At 39.4% G+C, this 21,434-nt stretch carries 21 protein-coding genes; 11 read left to right on the top strand and 10 right to left on the bottom strand.

Translation table 11 applies throughout. The annotated features are described in order from the left end of the window. Positions 1 to 567: 567 nt before the first annotated feature. Entirely contained in the window at positions 568 to 1,149 is a 582-nt protein-coding gene (locus tag AC6BKE_RS15975) for a TetR/AcrR family transcriptional regulator (RefSeq protein WP_499857242.1), read from the bottom strand. 153 nt (positions 1,150 to 1,302) lie between these two features. Between AC6BKE_RS15975 and AC6BKE_RS15970 the strand changes: the two genes are divergently transcribed. Next, positions 1,303 to 2,061: an SDR family oxidoreductase gene (locus AC6BKE_RS15970; RefSeq protein WP_089932493.1), complete on the top strand. Its 759-nt coding sequence runs from the start codon at positions 1,303 to 1,305 to the stop codon at positions 2,059 to 2,061. A 49-nt stretch (positions 2,062 to 2,110) separates the two neighbouring features. On the opposite strand, the gene brnQ is transcribed toward AC6BKE_RS15970, so the two are convergent. Continuing rightward, positions 2,111 to 3,451, bottom strand: coding sequence for a branched-chain amino acid transport system II carrier protein (gene brnQ, locus AC6BKE_RS15965; RefSeq protein WP_499857240.1), 1,341 nt, complete (start codon positions 3,449 to 3,451; stop codon positions 2,111 to 2,113). Between the two features lie 185 nt (positions 3,452 to 3,636). Then, positions 3,637 to 4,389 (bottom strand): alpha/beta hydrolase, encoded by a 753-nt coding sequence (locus AC6BKE_RS15960; RefSeq protein ID WP_036129148.1) that lies wholly within the window; start codon positions 4,387 to 4,389, stop codon positions 3,637 to 3,639. 283 nt (positions 4,390 to 4,672) lie between these two features. Between AC6BKE_RS15960 and AC6BKE_RS15955 the strand changes: the two genes are divergently transcribed. After that, the gene (locus AC6BKE_RS15955; RefSeq protein ID WP_089932495.1) at positions 4,673 to 5,554 is read left to right on the top strand and encodes a LysR family transcriptional regulator; all 882 of its coding nucleotides are present in this window, start codon (positions 4,673 to 4,675) and stop codon (positions 5,552 to 5,554) included. 301 nt (positions 5,555 to 5,855) lie between these two features. Further along, positions 5,856 to 6,305 carry a DUF5412 family protein gene (locus tag AC6BKE_RS15950; protein WP_499857237.1) on the top strand — a complete coding sequence of 150 codons (450 nt, stop codon included), beginning with the start codon at positions 5,856 to 5,858 and terminating at the stop codon, positions 6,303 to 6,305. A 132-nt stretch (positions 6,306 to 6,437) separates the two neighbouring features. Here the strand turns inward: AC6BKE_RS15950 and AC6BKE_RS15945 are convergent, their stop codons facing one another. Together AC6BKE_RS15945 and AC6BKE_RS15940 are read right to left on the bottom strand one after the other, a co-directional pair. Continuing rightward, complete coding sequence (locus AC6BKE_RS15945; RefSeq protein ID WP_499857235.1) at positions 6,438 to 7,229, bottom strand: DUF1835 domain-containing protein; 792 nt, start codon at positions 7,227 to 7,229, stop codon at positions 6,438 to 6,440. Positions 7,230 to 7,240: 11 nt separating this feature from the next. After that, a complete protein-coding gene (locus AC6BKE_RS15940) occupies positions 7,241 to 7,864 on the bottom strand; it encodes a LysE family translocator (RefSeq protein ID WP_249646018.1) in 624 nt (207 codons plus the stop codon). Between the two features lie 215 nt (positions 7,865 to 8,079). Here AC6BKE_RS15940 and AC6BKE_RS15935 point away from each other — a divergent pair, with 215 nt between their 5' ends. The 6 genes from AC6BKE_RS15935 (at position 8,080) to AC6BKE_RS15910 (ending at position 13,651) form a co-directional block, all read left to right on the top strand. Beyond that, a complete protein-coding gene (locus tag AC6BKE_RS15935; protein WP_036126554.1) occupies positions 8,080 to 8,463 on the top strand; it encodes a hypothetical protein in 384 nt (127 codons plus the stop codon). Positions 8,464 to 8,929: 466 nt separating this feature from the next. Beyond that, positions 8,930 to 10,048, top strand: a complete 1,119-nt coding sequence (gene proB, locus AC6BKE_RS15930) for a glutamate 5-kinase (RefSeq protein WP_330493833.1) — start codon at positions 8,930 to 8,932, stop codon at positions 10,046 to 10,048. Beyond that, positions 10,038 to 11,288: a glutamate-5-semialdehyde dehydrogenase gene (locus AC6BKE_RS15925; protein ID WP_101966826.1), complete on the top strand. Its 1,251-nt coding sequence runs from the start codon at positions 10,038 to 10,040 to the stop codon at positions 11,286 to 11,288. The genes proB and AC6BKE_RS15925 overlap by 11 nt, the downstream gene beginning before the upstream one ends. Positions 11,289 to 11,351: 63 nt before the next feature. Then, a complete protein-coding gene (locus tag AC6BKE_RS15920) occupies positions 11,352 to 12,239 on the top strand; it encodes a DMT family transporter (protein ID WP_058844704.1) in 888 nt (295 codons plus the stop codon). Then, complete coding sequence (locus AC6BKE_RS15915) at positions 12,236 to 13,198, top strand: carbohydrate kinase family protein (RefSeq protein WP_499857230.1); 963 nt, start codon at positions 12,236 to 12,238, stop codon at positions 13,196 to 13,198. The genes AC6BKE_RS15920 and AC6BKE_RS15915 overlap by 4 nt, the downstream gene beginning before the upstream one ends. Before the next feature lie 63 nt (positions 13,199 to 13,261). After that, positions 13,262 to 13,651, top strand: coding sequence for an RDD family protein (locus tag AC6BKE_RS15910; protein ID WP_499857228.1), 390 nt, complete (start codon positions 13,262 to 13,264; stop codon positions 13,649 to 13,651). 241 nt (positions 13,652 to 13,892) lie between these two features. Here the strand turns inward: AC6BKE_RS15910 and AC6BKE_RS15905 are convergent, their stop codons facing one another. After that, positions 13,893 to 14,324, bottom strand: coding sequence for a GNAT family N-acetyltransferase (locus AC6BKE_RS15905; RefSeq protein WP_058844702.1), 432 nt, complete (start codon positions 14,322 to 14,324; stop codon positions 13,893 to 13,895). Between the two features lie 124 nt (positions 14,325 to 14,448). Here AC6BKE_RS15905 and AC6BKE_RS15900 point away from each other — a divergent pair, with 124 nt between their 5' ends. After that, the gene (locus AC6BKE_RS15900; RefSeq protein WP_271912938.1) at positions 14,449 to 14,901 is read left to right on the top strand and encodes a MarR family winged helix-turn-helix transcriptional regulator; all 453 of its coding nucleotides are present in this window, start codon (positions 14,449 to 14,451) and stop codon (positions 14,899 to 14,901) included. 42 nt (positions 14,902 to 14,943) lie between these two features. Here AC6BKE_RS15900 and AC6BKE_RS15895 read toward each other — a convergent pair whose 3' ends face one another. Then, on the bottom strand, positions 14,944 to 16,299 hold the full coding sequence (locus AC6BKE_RS15895) for an aspartate aminotransferase family protein (protein WP_249646016.1): 1,356 nt from the start codon (positions 16,297 to 16,299) through the stop codon (positions 14,944 to 14,946). A gap of 139 nt (positions 16,300 to 16,438) precedes the next feature. Here AC6BKE_RS15895 and AC6BKE_RS15890 point away from each other — a divergent pair, with 139 nt between their 5' ends. Further along, the gene (locus AC6BKE_RS15890) at positions 16,439 to 18,076 is read left to right on the top strand and encodes a PucR family transcriptional regulator (protein ID WP_058844699.1); all 1,638 of its coding nucleotides are present in this window, start codon (positions 16,439 to 16,441) and stop codon (positions 18,074 to 18,076) included. Here the strand turns inward: AC6BKE_RS15890 and AC6BKE_RS15885 are convergent. Genes AC6BKE_RS15885 through AC6BKE_RS15875 form a run of 3 tightly spaced genes read right to left on the bottom strand, consistent with a single transcriptional unit; the run spans position 18,065 to position 21,419 of the window. Then, complete coding sequence (locus tag AC6BKE_RS15885; RefSeq protein WP_249646014.1) at positions 18,065 to 18,892, bottom strand: ABC transporter permease; 828 nt, start codon at positions 18,890 to 18,892, stop codon at positions 18,065 to 18,067. The two genes, AC6BKE_RS15890 and AC6BKE_RS15885, sit on opposite strands and share 12 nt — an antisense overlap. Before the next feature lie 12 nt (positions 18,893 to 18,904). Continuing rightward, positions 18,905 to 19,846 (bottom strand): ABC transporter permease, encoded by a 942-nt coding sequence (locus AC6BKE_RS15880; RefSeq protein ID WP_036123050.1) that lies wholly within the window; start codon positions 19,844 to 19,846, stop codon positions 18,905 to 18,907. A 16-nt stretch (positions 19,847 to 19,862) separates the two neighbouring features. Continuing rightward, positions 19,863 to 21,419 carry an ABC transporter substrate-binding protein gene (locus AC6BKE_RS15875; protein ID WP_058844698.1) on the bottom strand — a complete coding sequence of 519 codons (1,557 nt, stop codon included), beginning with the start codon at positions 21,417 to 21,419 and terminating at the stop codon, positions 19,863 to 19,865. Positions 21,420 to 21,434: the final 15 nt, after the last annotated feature.

The following is a 21,434-nucleotide window of genomic DNA, read 5'->3' as shown; positions in this document are numbered from 1 at the left end:
GTTGTCGCTCTGAAACCTGCTCCAATTCCATAATTCAAATATGCGATGGGCTACTAGCAACGTAGCCCATCGCTTTATCACTTTGAAAGAGATAAGCAAATCCTTCGTTTTGAGCGGAGTATCCTCTGCTTTTCCGGTCATCCTACACTTCTCTCTCTATCCTTCATTTTTAGCATTCTATCCACCGCTTTTCCTTTCCTAACCTACACTTTCAGCAGGGCTATCCATCTCTTTTCGGGTTCTATCCACCGCTTCGCTCTACCCTTCACTTCGAGCGTTCTATCCACCGCTTTTCCTTTCCTATCCTACACTTTCAGCAGGCTATCCTTCGCTTTTCTTGTTCTATCCTACACTTCTCTCCCTATCCTTCACTTCGAGCATTCTATCCACCGCTTTTCCTTTCCTATCCTACACTTTCAACAGGCTATCCTTCGCTTTTTTTGTTCTATCCTGCGCTGCTCTCCCTATCCTTCACTTCGAGCGTTCTATCCACCGCTTTTCCTTTCCTATCCTACACTTTCAACAGGCTATCCATCTCTTTTCGGGTTCTATCCTACGCTTGTCTCCCTACCCTTCACTCCGAACATTTTTTAAAATCGAAGCTAGTTGCTGGTTTAGAACTGTTACACTGTCGCTAAAATCGCCGCGATACCATTGGATGATGAGTCCGATGATGGCGTTTGCTTGATAGGCACTATAATAGTCGATCGAAATATGGTCCGCTATTTGATGCTCATGGTGTGTAGTAATGTCTCGCTTTAACAGTGAATAAATCCCGTCAAATAGCATGTAATAGTAGGTCAACGGGACATTTTTAGAAAATACGATACGATAAAACATTTTAAAGCGTTCAATATGATGAAAAATCCGAATGGTTGTTGGATCGAGTTGATAGGTGTCCAAGGTTGGGACGGCACGGTAGGGTTCTTCATAGGATTGATATAAATCCTCCATAATTTCCTGAAAGTATTCTTCAAAGAGCCCCTCTTTTTGCTCGTAATGTAAATAGAATGTTCCTCGATTAATCTTCGCCTCTCTACAAATTTCTGCAATCGATATTTGCTCCAATGGCTTTTGGCTGAGCAAGGTCAATAAGGCGTTGTGCAGGGCTTGTTTCGTTTTAATAATCCGTAAATCGGTTGTACGCAATTTTTTCAGCTCCTTATTCAACAGTTTTTCCAAAAGTGTTGAATACTCAACACATCATGATAATTTGCATATTGAAATCGCTTTCATATTTATTATATGATTTTAATGAACAGATGTTCAATAACTATCGACATACATGAGGAGGTCTTTGAGATGAGATTAGAAGGTAAAGTAGCCATTGTGACAGGTGCAGCTTCAGGCATGGGGAAAGCCATTGCTGAAGGATATGCAAAAGAGGGCGCTAAGGTTGTCGTTTCAGACTTAAATTTAGAGGGTGCCCAAGCAGTTGTGGACGGTATTCAAGCAGCTGGGGGTACAGCATTTGCCATTCAAACAAATGTCGCATCAACAGAAGACTTACAACGTTTATTTGACGAAACGAACACGAACTACGGTCAATTAGATATTTTAGTGAACAATGCGGGCATTATGGATGGGATGGAGCCAGTTGGTGAAATTTCTGATGAACGTTGGGATCGAGTATTCGCCGTGAATACTACAGCCGTTATGCGCTCTATGCGTATGGCTACAGAAATTTTCCTTGCGCAAGGGCATGGTGTCTTTGTGAATAATATTTCTGCTGGTGGCTTATACGGGGCACGCGCAGGGGCAGCCTATACAGCTTCGAAGCATGCCGTTGTCGGTTTAACAAAAAATACAGCGTTTATGTATGCTGATAAAAATATTCGTTGTAATGGGATTGCACCAGGAGCAGTTATGACTAATATCGCCTCTTCTATGACTAGTATGAGTGAAACGGGTGCTGCACGCCAATCACTTGGACTATCGATTAATCCTCGTGCTGGTCAACCAGAAGAAATCGCACAATTAGCTATTTTTCTTGGTTCAGACGAAGCAAGCTTTGTGAATGGACAAGTGATTGCGGTGGATGGTGGCTGGACAGCTTATTAAGCCATAAAAAACCACGCACAGTGAATCATGTCTGTGCGTGGTTATTCATTTATATGACTTTTCTAGACGGGAACAAGCTCCCAATCACTGCTCCTACAAGAGCTGGTAGTATCCAACCTAATCCGATGTCATAAAAAGGAAGGATCGTTGAATACAGCTTCTCCACTGCGTCCAAAACGCCTAAGTTCGCTCCTGGCACACTTTCCACCAAGGCTTTATAGCCATCAATTAAACTGATGAAAAATGTAAAAATCATCGCAATGGCATAAACTGTTTGCTTATTCTTAAAGAAGGATGAGCAAAGAGCAAGCAAAATTAATACAATGGCTAGTGGATATAAGAACATTAAAACAGGGATCGCAAATTGGATGATATTGTTTAAGCCGAAGTTTGCAATCGTAAAGGACACAAGACAAAGTAAAAACACAAACCATTTATAGCTGATTTTTGGAAACACTTCGTGGAAAAATTCACTACAGGACGTAATTAACCCTATACTTGTCTTTAAACAAGCAAGGACAATAATAAGCGCCAATAAAATGGCCCCAAAAGAGCCAAAATAGTGATCTGCTACTGCGGCAAAAATTAAACCACCATTGTCAAAAGTACCAACAGCATCAATACTAGAAGCTCCCATATACGTAATTAAGCCGTAAATAAGTGTCATTAAAGCCATCGCAAAAATACCCGATGTCCATGTAGCCTTGGCTATTTCCTTGCGATCTGTAATTCCTGCACTTTTAATAGCATTGATGACAACAATCCCGAATGCCAGCGATGCTAGGGCATCCATCGTATTATAACCCTCTTTAAAGCCCGTCATAAAAGCAGCATCCAAATAATCACCGACTGGCTGCTGGAAATCACCCATTGGTTTGGTGATGCTTGTGATAATTATAATAAATAAGACGACTAAAAAAGCAGGCGTTAAATATTTACCGATGTAATCCATAATTTTTGCTGGATTTAAAGAGAAATAATAGACAACGGCAAAAAATACAAAGCTAAATACTGCTAGTAGCAGCGTTGCATGTTGTGGTTGAATGTATGGCTCAAAGCCTACAACAAATGGTACGGTTGCTGTACGTGGAATGGCAAAAAACGGACCGATTGTTAAATACAGTGCCAATGAAAAAACAATGCCAAATATAGGATGAACACGGTTCGCTAAATCACGTAAACCATTACTACCTGATAAACCAATCGCTAAAATTCCGAGGAATGGTAGCCCGATGGCAGTAACTAAAAATCCGATTAACCCAAACCAAAAATTAGTCCCGGCAAATTGACCCATTTGAATAGGAAAAATGAGGTTCCCTGCTCCAAAATACAGTCCAAATAACATTGTTCCGATGACTGCATAGGTTGAAAAAGGTATTTTTTGTTGCATAATTGATGTGCTCCTTAGAAGTTTTAGACCATAGCAAATTATTTTAATCGAATGATTTTTCACTATAATTTCATCATGTTATCAAGCATTTATTATAATTACAATAGTTTTTTCGTTTATCTAGATGAATGCTACAAAGTTCATTTGATTGAACAAAAAAAGAGCTGCCTGCTGACAGCCCCTCCTTAGTTTGCAACTGACCATTCAATATGATCTAAAAATTTATAAACATCTTCATACACTTTATCACGTTCTTTATCTAATGTAATAATGTGACCAGAATTTTCATACCAAATGATTTCTTTGTCGTCTGTTTCTACTGTATTTAAAATGAAAGGTGCGCTTTCTTGGTATAGGTCATCATCTAGTGAACCTTGTAACACAAGTGTTGGTGCTTTGATCGTTGATAATTCTTCACGAGTTTCAGTTGTTAAACGTGTTACGCCATCCAAAGAATCTTTTGGTGTAATGCGTAATTCATGTAATTCTGAAATGATTTGATCTTTTGATTTATTTTCAAAGTGTTTATATAAACGAGCATAATGGTACAAACGTGTAAATAAGCCTTTTGAATTATCACGTGTAATTGGTGCACACATCGCTACACACGCTTTCACTGGAAACGTCTCTGCTACTTTTAATGAGAAGACGCCACCAAGTGAAATCCCAACAACAGCGATTTCTTCATAGCCATTCTCTTGGAGGAAGTTATATCCTTCCACTACATCGTTCCACCAGTCCTCTGGTTTTGTTTCTAATAATGCTTCTGGTTCTACACCATGCCCACTATAAATTGGTGCATGAACGGTATAACCTCGTTGAGATAAAAATTCTCCTAGTTTTTTCACATCTTTTGTGCTACCTGTGAATCCATGCAGTAATAGTACGGCTTTTTTGCCTCCCTCAATAGTTAGAGGTTGTGGCTTAGTTAACTTCATTTTATGATATCCCCTTCACGGAAATTTATAATTGTGTATTTTATGTGTCTATCTTACCACCCTTTATTCATAATGTATAATTTATAGTTTTTATCAAATCAATGTGTACCATGCATGAATGATGTCAACTTAACCGCTGTGCTATCACACTTTTGCTACTTAACTTTTCCATTCTGCTAATAAAATGCAACGTCCTTTTAAAAATAATTTGCAACCTATACTTCCACTCTGTTTCCCGTTATAATGCAGATAACTTAAAAATAACGAGAAAAGAGGTGAAAAAATGGAGTGGCAACAATTAGAATATTTTGTAACCGTGGCAAAGTTAGAGCATATGACACGAGCTGCTGAAGCATTAGCGATTTCACAACCAGCACTTAGTCGTTCTATTTCAAAGCTGGAAGAAGAATTAGGTGTACCGCTTTTCGACAGACAAGGGCGCTCAATTATGCTTAACCGATATGGTGAACTGTTTTTATATCGTGTACTGCGAATGCGCAAAGAATATGAAAAGGCTGTTTTAGAATTACAAGAGCTTAATAATCCAGAGCTCGGCGATGTATCACTCGGTTTTTTACATACGCTTGGAACGAGTATCGTACCAGACTTGATTCGTGCTTTTCGTCAGAAACACCCCCATATTCGTTTTCATTTCACGCAAAACTACTCTCACTCACAATTAAAACAATTGTTGGCTGGTGAATTAGACCTTTGCTTATTGGCAGCCATTGATACAGAGCCGCCAGTATGTTGGAAGGAATTATGGCGAGATGAGCTTTTTATTATGGTGCCGATTGACCATCCGCTTGCACATCGTAAAAGCATTAAAATGAAAGAGCTGGAGCATGAAAACTTTGTGCTCATGAAAAAGGGCTATGCACTGCGCCGCTCTGCTGATCGGTTGTTAAATGCTGCTGGCATAAAGCCTAAAATTTCTTATGAAGGGGACGAAGTATCGACCATTGCTGGTTTTGTAGGTGCGGGGCTGGGCGTTTCCTTACTTCCAGATGATGAGGATTTAAATCCGAAGAAAATCGTTAAAATCCATGTTGAGGATATGGTATGTGAACGAATTATCGGCATGGCTTGGATTGACAATCGCTATCTTCCCCCCTCTGCACGCCAATTTAAACAGTTTGTCTTCGATTTTTATGAAAAAAAATAGAAAAAGAGCGAGTAACAACATCACCTCGGTGTCAATGTTACTCGCTTTATTTTGATTTTTGGTTTGAACATAAAGATTTTTAACGATAACTGTAGAAAAACATGTTAAATTTCTAATTACAACTATACAATCTATTAACCTGTTCATCATACTAAGGAGGTAATAATTTGCATTTATACCTTAACACGATTGGCTTCTTTGTATTTTAATTTACATTGCTATTATTTTTCATTTTTGTTAGCAAATTAATCATTTTCTTTTTTAAGCGGAATCATTTCCCTAAAAAACATTAACAGCATTTGTGGCGGGTTTAGTCCTGTTTTTTGGCCTATTTATATCTATCCAATACTTTTTTACATTTAGAACTATAGATAAAAAACTGATGCAAAAAGGACCCGAATCTGTATCATCCCCTTCTGGAAAATACACAGCGAACGCTTATTATGAACCCTATGGTGGTGCAGGTCCAAGTAGTGGTGTCAATGTATGGGTAGAAATTTCAAATAACGAGAATCATACAATCAAAACCATCTATTATGCAGCTGCAAACAGTCAATTTTCAATGGAATGGCTAGACGAGGTTAAATTATCTATTGTTAATCATGAGTCTAAGTATACAAATTCAAATAGAAGTATAGAATTAAATGTGGATAAAGAGATTTATCACGAAAATGGTTTGGCTTGTCAAAGTTTGTTAATGAAAGATGAATATGTAACGTGCTATCAACATGAAAGCACTTCGTATAACTAGATAGAGACTTAAATATCCTGTTATGCATAGAACAACTGCTTCATGAATTTGGAGCAATAGAAAAGATCAGGCTTTGCGCTCCTGATCTTTTTTATTGCTCGTTCATTTAGTTGTGTTGTTATTTTCCATATCCTAACGTACTTTAACCTGATATGAAAAGATGTCCGTTATATCACCTTGAATCTCAAATAATCCTTGCTCGACGAGGGTCCTTAAGCGATACTCTACAAATTCATCCCCGACATAATGATCAATTGCCCCAAATGTTTGAGCCAAAATATGTGTAGGCATCAGCCATTCTTCCTTGTACTGGATCTGCAACTCTTTTGCACTAGCCATAATGAGTGCATCCAGCGCATCTTCCTCTACATGCACTAGCTCATTTTTCCACAATCGCAACGTACTTGGCTGTTTTTTGATATCTTCCCATTCCTTCGCGAGTTGTTGGCATGCTTGGACAGAAAATCGTTTGGCCTCAGGACGAAGCTTCATGAGCATATTGGAGGAAAGTTCCCCTGTATGACGAATACTCATATTAGGCTGCAATCGTTTCAAACCCTCAGTTGTATCAATTCCATAAACCATACTACATTTATGAATCAACTCACTCATCACACAGCGCAGGCCAATTTGTTCGTGTGTGTTTTGACTATACCAAATCCATACATCCAAATCACAAGGTAAACTTGCGATTTTTTTCATCCAGTTCTCATACATATCATCATACAATTGCTGATCTTCATTATCCTTAAAAATATGAGTGTTTAACCAAGTTTTACGTTCTTCTAAATGTTGAAGTGGTCCAATTGAGAAATCATCATGGACACTTAAAACCCTTTCATTACGCTGCAAATGATGCTGACGAATTGCAAACTTCAGGGAGCCCTGCGTTGCTAAGCTAAAGGTAATATGTAAAATAGCCATGACCATTCCTCCTACTGTTTGCTGATGGCAATTTGTATCCCGATAAATGTGAAGAGGATACCTTGAATCATATTTAATCGCTTCGCAATTGCAGGTTGACCAATAATGAGTTTTCTGACTTTCCCTGCAAATATACTAAATAACGAAAATAATACGAGTGCTTGCACTAAAAATACTATACCCAAAATAAGCATTTGAAACGCAACATGTCCCTGTGCGGGATTCACAAACTGTGGTAATAACGCTAAGAAAAATAATGATACTTTTGGATTTAAAATATTCATTAAAATGCCTTTTTTATATAATGTAATATAAGCTTGTGTATTTTGTTGCTGTAAGGTAAATGGATCTCCCTTGGCTCGAAATGATTGCCAAGCTAAATATAATAGATAGGCTGCTCCTGCAAATTTGACAATTGAAAAAATGATTGTGGATTGATAAATAATCGCAGATATACCAAGTACTGCTGCACTAATATGGACAAGGAGCCCTGTACATAGACCAAGGGATGTAGCAATACCAGCCTTTTTATCTTGTGTAATGCTTTGGGCAAGTACAAATAAATTATCTGGCCCTGGCATAATGGTTAAAATAATAGCAGCCCCTAAAAACGCGAATAATGTTGAAATTTCCAAAACTTTCCCTTCTTTCAACTTCTTTTAAAAAACTATTTACATTATACTACATGACGTTGTACTCATTAGAAGTAAGTTTATGACTTTATCAAAAATTTTTCACAAATTTTCATTTCACAAATTCTGCTCTTTCATGCGGTACTTTTCTCCCCTAATCCATTATAATAGTAGAAACTCATGAAAAAATAGATAACTTCCATAAGAGGTGATTGTTAATGGCAGTAAGTGATATTGTTACGCAGTATGAGGATGAGCATGGACAGATTTACTATAAAATGAAATCACATGACATTGACGTCAAGGCCGCACAAAACGCAGGTCTCGCTCCAGTGATCACCTATTGGATGGGCGATCAAGAGATTACGGACTCCATTCGAAATTTACGCTTTAGTCCACGTCCCCCCTCCAGCTATATTCAAGATTACGAAGAATTTCAAGCAATGCTTTATTCGAAAGAGCAACGTGCCATTAACCAGCTTTATGAACAAATGAGTATTAAACCAAGAAATATGTCAACAGGTAAACAAGTTATTTGGAGTTTTTTTGTCATTGTTTTGGCTATGCTTCCCCTGTTCATTGCCATTTGGTGGTTTAAATAATCGAATAGGTTGCCTCTTTAGCATTTTTGAATCTCTCCTTCTTAATTTATCAAAACTTTCAAGTAATTTCACTATTCAACTTGACAGACTTTAGGAAGTAGTGCATTCTTTAGTCAATAGTTACCAACTCCATGATGAGAAAACGAACGGAGACTAGTAGTTAGCCACTGCTTGAAAAGAGAGCAATGCCCATCGGCTGTAAGGCATTGTACAAGAAAGACTGATGAACCTACTTCGTAAAACGTCCTGGCCAAACTAGGCGCAGTCTCTAGCGTTATGAGAAAAGTGGAATGTCGCATGATGTTCAATGTAGGTGGTACCACGGAAGGCAAGTCTTTTCGTCCTAATTTTTAGGATGAAAAGGCTTTTTTTATCTTGATTCAGCAAAATTTTGGTGTCAAAGATGAAACGTCATTGCTCTATTTAACAAAGCAATGACGAACATAAGACAACTGGAGGTAGTGTGATGGAGAGAAAAAGGATTGTTGTGAAGATTGGCAGTAGCTCTTTAACAAATGCAAAAGGCGAAATCGATAAAGTTCGTTTAATGGATCATGTGCAGGCAATCGCCGAATTAAAGAAGCAGGGTCATGAAGTTTTGCTTGTATCATCGGGTGCAGTAGCCGCTGGTTTTAAACAACTTGGCTACCCTGCTCGTCCTGTAACGGTAAAAGGAAAACAGGCCGCGGCAGCTGTTGGACAGAGCTTACTGATCCAAACATACAGTGCCTTATTTAGCATTTACGATATAACGCCTGCTCAAATTTTACTGACACGCACAGATTTTTCTAAAAAAGAATGCTATAAAAATGCCTATGCTACTTTCGAGGAATTATTAGAACGTTCCATGCTACCAATTATTAATGAAAACGATACAGTATCTATTAGTGAATTGACATTTGGGGATAATGATATGCTGTCCGCACTTGTAAGTGGTCTTGTCCATGCAGATCAGCTCATCATTTTAACAGACATCAATGGCTTATATAATGCCAATCCTGCTAAAAATCCGCAGGCGGAACGTATTGATCGGTTAACAGCTATTACCGATGACATGTTAAGCTTTGCTGATGGTACAGGTTCAAAGGTTGGCACGGGTGGCATGGCATCTAAGCTATTGGCAGCCCGAACAGCGCTACGTGCAGGTGTGAAAGTATTTATCGGAACAGGTCAAGGTGCACATAAACTACTTGCTATTTTAGCAGGCCATGGGGATGGCACCTATGTCGAGCATGATGAACTTGCGATTTTAACAAATCATAAACAGTGGATTGCACTTACGGAAGTTTCTGGTAAAATTTTTATAGATAGTGGTGCTGAAAAGGCGTTAATGGACAATGGCAAAAGCTTATTACCCGCTGGCGTATATCGTGTAGAAGGTGATTTTGACAATGGGGATGTTGTAGAAGTTTATAGTGAACAAGGTTTATTAGGACGTGGCGAAGTACTGTACTCTTCCCTAGAGTTAACTGTAGCAATGGGAAAACGGACGGATACATTGTCGAAATGCCCTATTGAGGTGATACACAGAGATAAATGGCTGAAAATTCAAACGAATGAGGGAGGAATGACGAATGACAAGTGAAATTCAAGGAAAAGGACAACGGGCAAAGGCTGCCAGCTACATATTAAATATTAAAACGACCTGTGAAAAGAATGAGGCGCTAACAAAAATTGCAGAACAGTTAATCATTGACCAGCATACTATTATGGCTGAAAATGCCAAAGATTTAGCACTGGGTGAGAAACAGAGCTTGCCTGCTTCTACACTAGATCGAATGATGCTCAATGAAGAACGTATAATGGCAATGGCCGATGCCATTCATTTACTTGTCTCCCTACAAGATCCAGTAGGCACAGTTATTGAGCAGATTGATAAAGAGAATGGCTTACACATCGAAAAGCGGATTGTACCGCTTGGGGTCATTGGTATGATTTATGAGGCACGCCCAAATGTCACAGTAGATGCAGCGACTCTCTCTCTGAAAACGGGCAATGCCGTCATTTTACGTGGCAGCTCCTCAGCTAAATTTTCAAATACCGCCCTAGTGGCAAGTATCCACCGTGCACTTGCTAAAACATCTATTCCTATAGAGGCTGTGCAATTAATTGAGGATACAAGTCGTGAAACGGTGAAAGAATTATTTCATTTAAAAGAGTACTTAGATGTATTAATTCCTCGTGGCGGCAAAGCGCTTATTGATTTAGTTGTGAAGGAAGCAACTGTCCCTGTACTTGAAACAGGTGCGGGCAACTGTCACATTTACGTAGATCAAATGGCGGATTACATAAAAGCAGAAAAAATTTGCCTAAATGCTAAAACGCAGCGCCCTTCTGTTTGCAATGCAGCAGAAAGCTTACTCATTCATCCTATTTGGTTTAAGTCTCATGGTATGCAACTGTTAACAGCACTACATGACGCAGGTGTGACCATCATCGGTGATGAACAAGTATGTCAGCTATTTGAGGCTGCTCTTCCAGCTACGGAGGAAGACTATGCGATGGAATATCTTGATTTAACAATAAGTGTTAAATTGGTGGAAAATGTCTATGAAGCAATTGAGCATATTCATCGCTTTGGCACACATCATTCTGAAGCGATCATTACAGAAGATCAATTGGTCGCAGAAACATTTTTAAATAATGTCGATGCAGCGGCTGTTTATCATAATGCCTCTACCCGCTTCACGGATGGCTTTGAATTTGGCTATGGTGCAGAAATTGGCATTAGTACGCAAAAACTACATGCTCGTGGGCCAATGGGCTTGCCAGCGTTAACTTCAACTAAATATTTCATATATGGCAACGGCCAAATTCGTGAATAAAAGGAAGCCGCCCGTTACTTATTTGCTTCAATAATTTTACAAAAAATAGAAAGAAGGTGTCGTATGAACATCTCCGCAATGATTAAACTAACCGTCTCCATGGCACTGTTTGGTTCCATAGGCTTTTTTACGGTTCATACTGGTGTTCCTGCTACAGAGCTTGTCTTTGTTCGATGCATTTGTGCCACCCTCTTTCTAGGAGGCATGTGGCTTATTACAGGGGGTCATAAATCAGAGGTTTGGGATAAGAAGGAAATTCTCCAAACAATTATTTGTGGCGTCTTTATCGTTTTAAACTGGGTATTTTTATTTAAAGCCTTTGAAGAAATGTCGATTTCGATTGCCATTTCCATCTATAATTTAGCCCCTATTTTTGTCTTAATTTTAGGCGCTATCTTTTTAAAGGAAAAAATGACCATTCAAGCACTTGTAGCAACCATCACTTGCTTTATTGGTAGTATTTTCATCATTGGTCTCCATAACTTTGTGTCTTTCTCAGAGTTTATGCAATCTGGTTTTGTGTGGGCATTACTGTCAGCGGTATTTTATGCCCTCACCATGCTAACAAGCAAAACCATTACGAAGCTTAGCTCCTATGCGTTAACCTATATTCAAACAACGGTTGGTATCGTCATACTACTGCCTTTCATCGACTTCTCCTTGTTTGAGGGATTAACCACTTCCAATTGGTTTTATATTTTGGGCACAGGCTTTATTCATACAGGATTTGTTTACTATTTATTTTTTGATAGTATTCGCAATCTTACGACCATTCTTGTATCCGTATTAGTGTTCGTTGACCCTGTTGTCGCGATTTTACTGGATATGCTATTGCTTGATTTTATGCCAAGCATTATGCAAACGTTAGGTATCCTGCTTATTTTCGGAGGTATTTTCTATACAGTTTACATTCCGAAGAAAAAGCGGCTGCCACAGGAGGCATCCTCATGAGCAAGCTCTTTACTATAGGGGAATTACTAATTGATTTTACGCCAACAGAGCAGCATGGCTCCCTTGCCGATATCGAGCACTTTACTAAACATGCGGGTGGTGCACCTGCAAATGTAGCAGCGGTCTGTGCAAAGCTGGGTCAGCAGGCAGCTCTTCTAACACAGGTCGGTCAGGATGCCTTTGGCGATTTCCTAATAAAAACGTTACAGCAAACAGGTGTAGACACGCAGTACATTCGCCAAACAGCTAATGGAGAAACAAGTCTTGCTTTTGTCTCATTAAATGGTTACGGTGAGCGTGATTTTCAATTTTATCGCCGACATGCTGCGGACTTATTGTACAAGCAAGACTATCTCCCCTTACAATTACTCACTGCACAAGATATCGTTCATTTTTGCTCTGTTAATCTTGTGGAAAGCCCTATGAAGCAAGCACATCTTGCTTTTATTGAACAGGCACATCAAGCAGGTAGTCTTGTTTCCTTTGATCCGAATGTGCGCTTACCTTTATGGCAGGATGAGACTGCGTGTCGGGCAACCATCCTCGCCTTTCTACCTAAAGCACATATTGTGAAGCTTTCAGAGGAGGAGCTATTGTTTTTAACAGCAGTAGAGGAGGTACAGGCGGCCGTCCAAGCATTATTTCAGGGGCATGTAGCAGTCATCATCATTACACATGGCGCTGCTGGGGCTACTTTATATACGAAAAAGCTTCATGTAAAGGCTCCTGCTAAGGAGGTACAAACTGTCGATACGACAGGGGCTGGAGATGCATTTATTGGGGCAGTTTTAAGTAAATTCCTTCAACATCAACTAGCAGTAGCTGATGTTGAAACCTATTGCGAACAGCATGCGATGTCCCTGCTCACTTTTGCAAACCGTTATGCAGGGATTTCGACAACGAAGCATGGGGCCATTCCCTCTTATCCCGTATTGCCATTGGAAATAAATCAAGATTAACGCGAAACTTCTTGTCCTTATGTTTCGTATGTACTAGTGACAGAGTAATAAAGGAGGACATACATGGAGTCGATCACAAAAAGACGAACAGCAGCATTTTTAATCGATACAGCAATATCAACCGCAGTCACGTTGGGTGTTGAATATTTCCTACGAAAAAAAGTGAAAAACGAAGTCGTTCATGCGCTCGTTACGCCAACAGCCGTGCTATGGACACTAGAATATGCACAGCTCCGTCAAAATGGACAAACCATTGGCTACAAAGCAATGAAACTGGCACTTGAAAATGAAGATGGCCATCCACTATCAGACGGTCAAATAATTAAACGAATGGCTTATCGAGACACCCTCAGTACGTTTGATTATCTAAAAAATCGCCAGACCTTTGAGCAACAGCATGGACAACGTCTACCTCATGACAATTTCGCAGGTACGATTGTCAAAGAAAAATAATTGAAAGCTGCCCAACTTTCTTTATGAAGGTAGTTTTTAATTGAAACTAGAATCCGTCGTGTAAAAAAATGGCTCCCCTTAGCTAAGGAGGAGCCTTTTCTAATGGCAGCTAAACATAAGTAGTGCCATTGAATTGTATACTTTATCGAAAACAGATCTTTCGCCTTCTCTCTGCAAACGAATACTAAGTGACAAAATCTAGCACTAATGAGGAAGGTTATTGAAAAGACGATTTCGTCCACTACCAATATTTTTTCATTAAAATATGTGGGATGCCACAATCCATGAATTCTTCGCCTTCACGCTGGTAGCCTAATTTTTCATAAAAACCTTCTGCATAGGACTGGGCATTCAGCTTTACTTTTGTTAAACCTTTGTCTCGTGCGATTTGCTCTAAGCCCATAATGATTTCTTTCCCCAGGCCAAATTTACGGTATTGTTCCAATATACAAATACGTTCTAGTTTGCCATAGCCCTCCACAATGCGAAGCCTGCCTGTTCCAACAGGTTGCTCCTTGTAATACACAAGAATATGATCACATGGTGCATCGAGCGAATCAAATTCATCGTACTCTTCTACCTCAGGTACTTGTTGTTCTTCAATAAAAACATGTCGACGAAAATCGAACGCTGTTTGTAATTCTTCTTCAGTTGTCACTTTTTTTATGCTCATGAATATTCCTCCTAGTTTCTCCTATTGACCATCTTCACTAGGTGCAATTTCACTTCGAAGATGATACTATTAGTATAGAATAATTTTTATTGCAAATACAATAAAAATTTCAGGAGGATCGACCATGAAAGAAATTTTACGTGAAATAGGTGCTATTGCACGGGCATTAGACTCAATTAGTAATATTGAATTTAAGGAGTTGGATTTAACAAAGGGACAATATTTATATGTCATCCGAATTTGTGAAAATCCTGGTATCATTCAAGAAAAGGTTGCAGAGCTATTAAAGGTGGATCGTACGACTGCTTCGCGGGCTATTCAAAAATTAGAGACCAAGGGCTTTATTGAAAAGCGTATTGAACAAGGAAATAAAAAAAATAAATTGCTCTTCCCAACAGCAAAAAGCTTAGAGATTTATCCTTTCTTGAAACGAGAGGGCGAATATTCCAATGCTCGTGCACTTGCAGGTTTTTCCACTGGAGAGATTGACAGCATCCACAATCTACTAACGCGTGTTTTGCATAACATCGAGATTGACTGGGAGGATGTAAAAAAGGGGCATAAACGACACTATTAAAGGCGATTCCTTGTATTTCCACATGTTTGGAATCGCCACGTACTAAACATTGGCTGCCAATACTCTTTTTAACACGGCTACCATAAAATCAAGATCTTCATCAGTACAGCAAAGTGGCGGACTTAATATAATGATATGATGATAGCCCTCTACTGTTTCGCCATTTCTCCCAACAATTAACCCGTTTGCTTGACAATCAGCTATAATTTTCGCTATTCGCTCTGGCTTTGCGGGTGCTTGTGATGGTTTATCTTCGACAAGCTCGATGCCTATGAGCAACCCAAGCCCTCGTATATCTCCAACAAAGGGTAGCTCCAATAAGTCTTGCAAATCATGTAGCAATTGTATACCCAAATCTCTTGCGCGCTGTACGAGCCCTTCTTCTTCTATGATTTTTATATTTTCTAAAGCCACTGCACAGGCTGCTGGATTACCACCAAACGTATTAATATGCCGAAAATGACTATAGCCGTCCATCTCTTTAAATTTTTCATAAATGTCTTTGCGTACAGCCGTGATGGATAACGGTAGGTAGGCACTTGTTAACCCCTTTCCCATAGTAATGACATCTGGTCGAATGTCAAAATGCTGATGACCAAATAGCATCCCTGTTCGTCCAAAGCCACATATGACTTCATCAATGATAAGTAATACCCCATGTCGTCTACAAATGCGCTCGACTTCCTTAACATAAGTAGGGTGTGGAATAAGAACGCCACCACCAGTAATCAGTGGCTCCATAATAACGGCCGCTATTGTTTCTTTTTGCTCCCAAATGATCTTTTCCTCGATTTCACGAGCACATGCTAAACTATACGCCTCCACGGGCTGCCCTTTTGGTCGACGATAATGATCAGGTGGGGCAACATGCAAAAAGCCTGGTGTTAAGGGTTCATATTTATATTTACGTAAGGCCTGTCCTGTGGCTGCCAATGCCCCCAGTGAACTGCCATGATAACCTCGATAACGAGCAATGATTTTATAACGAGTTCCTTCCCCATTTTGTTGATGGTATTGACGTATTAGCTTAAAGGCTACTTCATTCGCGTCCGAACTGCTATTGGAATAAAACATCATATAGTCATCTTCTAGTAAGCTGTTCATTTTTTCAGCGAGTCTGATGGCCGGTTCATGACTTTGGGTTAAAGGGGCATAGCATAGCTTTTTCAGTTGCTCATACGCAACTTTAGCAAGACGCTCACGGCCATAGCCTACGTTCACTGCCCATAAGCCTGACATGCCATCTAAAAAGCGGTTGCCTAAACTATCGGTAATCCATGCTCCTTCTCCCTGTTCAATAATAGGGGGCGCATTGTCATTGTACATAGACATATGATGCCAAACATTTTCATGGTCTTTTTGCTGTAAATCATGTGTGAATTGATCGTTCTGCTCCATATCATGACCTCCAATCGTGATCATCGATGTCTTTTTATCTATCACCATTTTCCCTATTAAACTAGTTAATATTGAAATTTTCTGATTTCTCTAACATAATGAAATAGACATTGTACATTCGAAGGGCAGGTGCTAATTGATGGCGAAACATCCTCTACTCGTACGTGATGTCCTCAAGCGCAAGCATTTTGAATCAGCGAAGCTTATCGCTGGGCAGCATGGTCTTGATCGCCAAGTTTTATGGACACATATATTAGAAATCAAAGATTTTGATACATTAATTAATGGTGGTGAATTGATTTTAACTACTGGTGTTGGTTTACAGCTCGAACGTGAAACACAAATCGCCTACTTACAAAACCTTATTCGCAATGAAGCTGCTGGTCTTTGTATAGAAATTGGAGACTATTTCGATCATGTCCCTGTAGAATTGATTGCTATGGCGAACGCCCATCATTTCCCAATTATTATTTTTGAAGACATTGTACGATTTATCGATATTACGCAAGATTTACACACGTACATAATTAATCAACACCAGCAGGCACTAACACAGCTAGATACACTCTCCAAAACATTTATGGAATTATCGTTAATGCCAAATGGAATTTTAAAAATATTACAAGTTCTCCACCAAGATACGGATGCGCCCTTTTTATTTGTCTCAGAAGATACAAAAAGCTTTTATTATCCTGTGGAGGCTAAAAAATACTTGCGTGTTATGGAGGAGCATTGTCAGCAGTTAGAAATACAAGAGCCTCTGCACCTTTTATCCATTGATAAGGATCATTTTGTCATCATCCCTGTGAATGGACTTGGACAAGTTTGGGGCTATTTATGTATGCATTCTGGACTGCCAAAGCCGAGTGATTACACCTTGTTGAATCTAGAACGGGCTACGATGTCAATAGCCCATATTTTAATGCGTAATCGCATGCTGCAGGAGCGACAGCAAAGCCGTGAGGATGAATTTATCCTTGCCTTAATTCAAGGACAGCCCGTTGATATACCATACTATCAAAGCTATTTGCCAATCGAGAGTCGTAATTTATTTTACCGAGTCGTCGTATTCAATCTTCATGATAAAGCTAATACAGTGTCTGAAGAAGAGTGGCAGGAAATACAGCTCCAAAATGCCATGTATATTCGCTCAATTTTAAAAAAGCTCGGATTTTTCCCTACTGTTTCGGTACGACAGCATGAGATTATTATTTTAGCCTTTTTTATTGCCGCAGATTATATGAAAGACAATCGTGATTCCTTCGATCAAGCCATTTCACAGATTATAGCGAGAAAAGCAGCACAGTTTTTTGAACAGCTTATCCTTAGCTGTGGCATTAGCAATGTCTATCAGTCGATTGAAAGTGTTCATCTTGGCTATAAAGAGGCGAAATCGGCCATTCAAATGCAACATCAGCAATTGGCTAGCTCCATCTACTATAAGGATCTAGGTGTCTATCGATTATTATTACAGCAGGATCAGACAGCTCTCCTACAATTTGTGAAAGATTATTTACAAGAGATATTGTTATTAGATCAAAAAAGTAGCCTTGATTTATTTCAAACATTAGCTGTTTATTTGGCCTGTAACGGGGCTAAAAATGATACAGCAGAACAGCTGTTTATCGTCCGTCAAACACTCTATAAACGAATTGAACGGCTAGAAAGTATATTAGGTGCTGATTTTTTACAAGCTCCCCATCGCCTCAATATTGAAATGGCTGTTAAGGCATATGAACTCTTACAAAAAACAGCACCTGATGTGTTACGATTTTGAACGTGGGTCCATAAAATCTCGTAAAGCATTACTGAGCATATATAAACCAAGAACAAGAATGGTAATGGCTCCTCCTGGCGCATACGTATACCAAGGGGCACCGATTAAATAGGCTTGTGAATCTTTTAACATTCTGCCCCAGCTAGGGTTTGGTGGTTGTACTCCAAGCCCTAAATAGCTTAGTGCTGCCTCGGCTAACATCGCCGTCGCAAATGTCACGGTTGCAGCCACAATAATTTGCGACGAAATGTTCGGTAAAATATGGCGGAACATAATGCTATAAGGCTTGACCCCGATTAATTTCGCTGCCAGTACATATTCCGAGTCACGTTGCTGCACAAAGCCACTACGTGCAATCCTTGCAATAGCTGGAATAGCGATAATGCCAAGCGCTATAGCGGTATTTGTAATCCCTGGACCGAATACTGCTACAAGCATTAAGGCTAAAATAATGCCTGGAAAAGCCATTAAAGCGTCCATCGTCCGCATAAAGATTTCATCGATCCAGCCACCAATATAGCCCGCAATACCACCGATAAGAATGCCAAACACCGTTCCAATTGCCACGGTTAATAGACCCACAGCAAAGGCTGTTTGTGTCCCCTTCATAATGCGGCTAAAAATATCACGCCCGAATTCATCTGTTCCAAACATATAGGCACCACCAGGTCCACGCAATTTTTCAGGTATATTCATCGCATTGACATCATGTGGTGTATAAAAGAAACTAACAAGCATGACGAGCAAAAAGCCGACAATAACGAGGAGACCAATGACTAAATTGATTTTTTTAGTATAGCGCTGTAGTTGTTTCATGGTAGCCACCTCTTAACGTAATCGAATTCTAGGGTCCAACACAGAATATAAAACATCAACGATAAAATTAATCATGACGACAGCTACTGTAATATACATGACAATCCCCTGCACAAGTGGAAAATCACGATTACTAATAGCCGTAATTAGTAGCTGACCGATACCTGGCAAGGAAAACACCTGCTCCACAATAATCGTTCCTGCTACTACCTCTGCCATGATCAAACCAAAAACCGTTAAAATCGGGATCATCGAATTTTTTAATACATGCTTATACATTACATTTTGTTCAGACATCCCTTTACTGCGAATTGTACGGACATAATCGAGTTGGACTTGTTCTAGAATAGCTGTACGGACATAACGGAAATTCACCGCAATTTGTGGAATGGCAATCGTTAAAGCTGGAAGAATAAGCGTGCTAAGTGCTCCTGCTATACTTTGGGTCCAAGGAATATAGCCACTAATTTTAAAGAAGCTAAACTGTAAGCCAATGTAAAGAATAAGCATCATCCCTAGCCAAAAGGATGGTACTGCCATCCCAATTTGCGTCATAGTGGATAATGACACATCACTTAATTTATTTTGTCTTCTTGCAGCAAACATCCCTAAAGGTAAGGAAATGATTAAGACCATAATAAGGGTAAGCCCTGCTAATGACATGGTGACAGGAAGTCGATCAAATAATAATTCTTTTACTGGCATGGAAAATCGAATGGAATTCCCTAATTGCCCTGTCAATAAGCCCTTCATCCAATCTACATATTGTTCATAAAGAGGACGATCCAAGCCGAGCTCAGATCGTAAATTTTCAATTTGTGTGGGATCCGCCTCCGTCCCTAACATCGTGCGAACCGGATCACCAGGTAATATTTGAAAAACGCCAAATGTAATGATGGATACTAGAAGGATGGTGATTATTAACAGGATGATTCGACGTAGGATATACATCATAAGCATTCATCCCTTTCTAGTTTGAAAACTTAACCTCAGACATATCATGGAACCAGAATGGATAACTCTTAAGCCCCGTCACTTGTTTGTCAGTACCCCACACGATTTGATAATCAGCAATGTAAACCGCAGTAGCTTGCTCTGCTAAAATTTCCTGTGCACGATGGTAGTAGTCGATTTGTTTAGCTTGATCAGTTTCCTTCAAGACATCAGCCATAATTTTGTCGTATTCTTCGTTTTTAAACAGGAAGAAGTTTTCACTATCATTTGTGGAGATATAGTCATTCAAAATTTCAAAGGCAGATGCACGACCTGTTAAATCAATCGTTGTCATCTCATAGTCGCGACCAAAGTACACACGATCTAGCCAGATACCCCATTCAACTACTTCAATTTCTACATCAATGCCAATTTCCTGCAAATTAGCCACTACAATTTGGGCAATATTTGAGTAAATATCATTATGTGAAGACACCGTTATTTTTGTTTTAAAGCCATCAGGATAACCCGCTTCCGCTAATAAGGTTTTCGCTTTTTCCACATCTCGTTCATACATGCTTTCTAAGCCCTTCTTTTGGAAGTCTCCCATTGCTGGACTCATATTAGATCCTAGAGGAACAGCATAGCCCGCAAATACAGAATCAATAATATCGGATTTACTAATGGCGTAATTGATCGCTTGACGAACCTTCACATTATCGAAAGGTGCCTTTGTTTCGTTAAAAGTAACGATTAATGATGAGTTATTATTTTGATGGGATAAATTATAGCTACCCTCTACCTCACCAACACGATGCCAAGGAACACTCGTTAAATCTACCTCATTCGCCATCAAGCTCATAATGGCTGCCTGATCATCTGATTGAAAGGCAAAGGTTACTTTATTCAAATAAGGCAATCCTTCCTGCCAATACTGCTCATTTTTCTTGAGCTCTAAATTGGTGCCAGGTGCGTATTTTACAAAGGCAAATGGTCCTGTCCCAATTGGGTTTTCATTATGCTTACCATCATTACTTTTAGGAATAATAGCTGATTGTCTTGCTGTTAATGAATACAAGAAATTAGAGTTCGGCTCTTTTAACTTGATAATAAATGTAGTCGCATCAGGTGCCTCTGTAGATGCCACATTATCAAAGTTATTAGACATTTTCTCCCCACCATTTTTCCCCATTAAACGGTCAAAGGAATATTGGATATCCTCCATCGTTAAATCATCACCATTATGAAACTTCACACCCTGGCGTATTTTAAACGTATACGTTAAACCATCCTCCGAGATGTCGTAGCTCTCTGCAAGCCCCTCTTTCAAGGAACCATCCGTTTCAGGTGCCATAAGCCCCTCAAACAGATTAAGTATCATTTGATAGGAAATAGACGCTGTAGCCTTATGTGGATCTAAAAAATCTGGATCGTCATTGACACGTACAACGATTTCCTGTGGAACATCGGCTACCGTTTGACCATCTGTAGAACTTGAACCTGTCGTATTTTTCTTTCCATCACCTGAACATGCTGTCATGATAATTGCTAATAACAATGTCACGAGCATCAGTCCTCTTTTTTTCCATTGCATAGTCGTTCCCCCTTT

The organism is Lysinibacillus sp. COL-1 (assembly GCF_059814265.1).
This window is presented reverse-complemented; position numbering and strand designations above follow the sequence as displayed.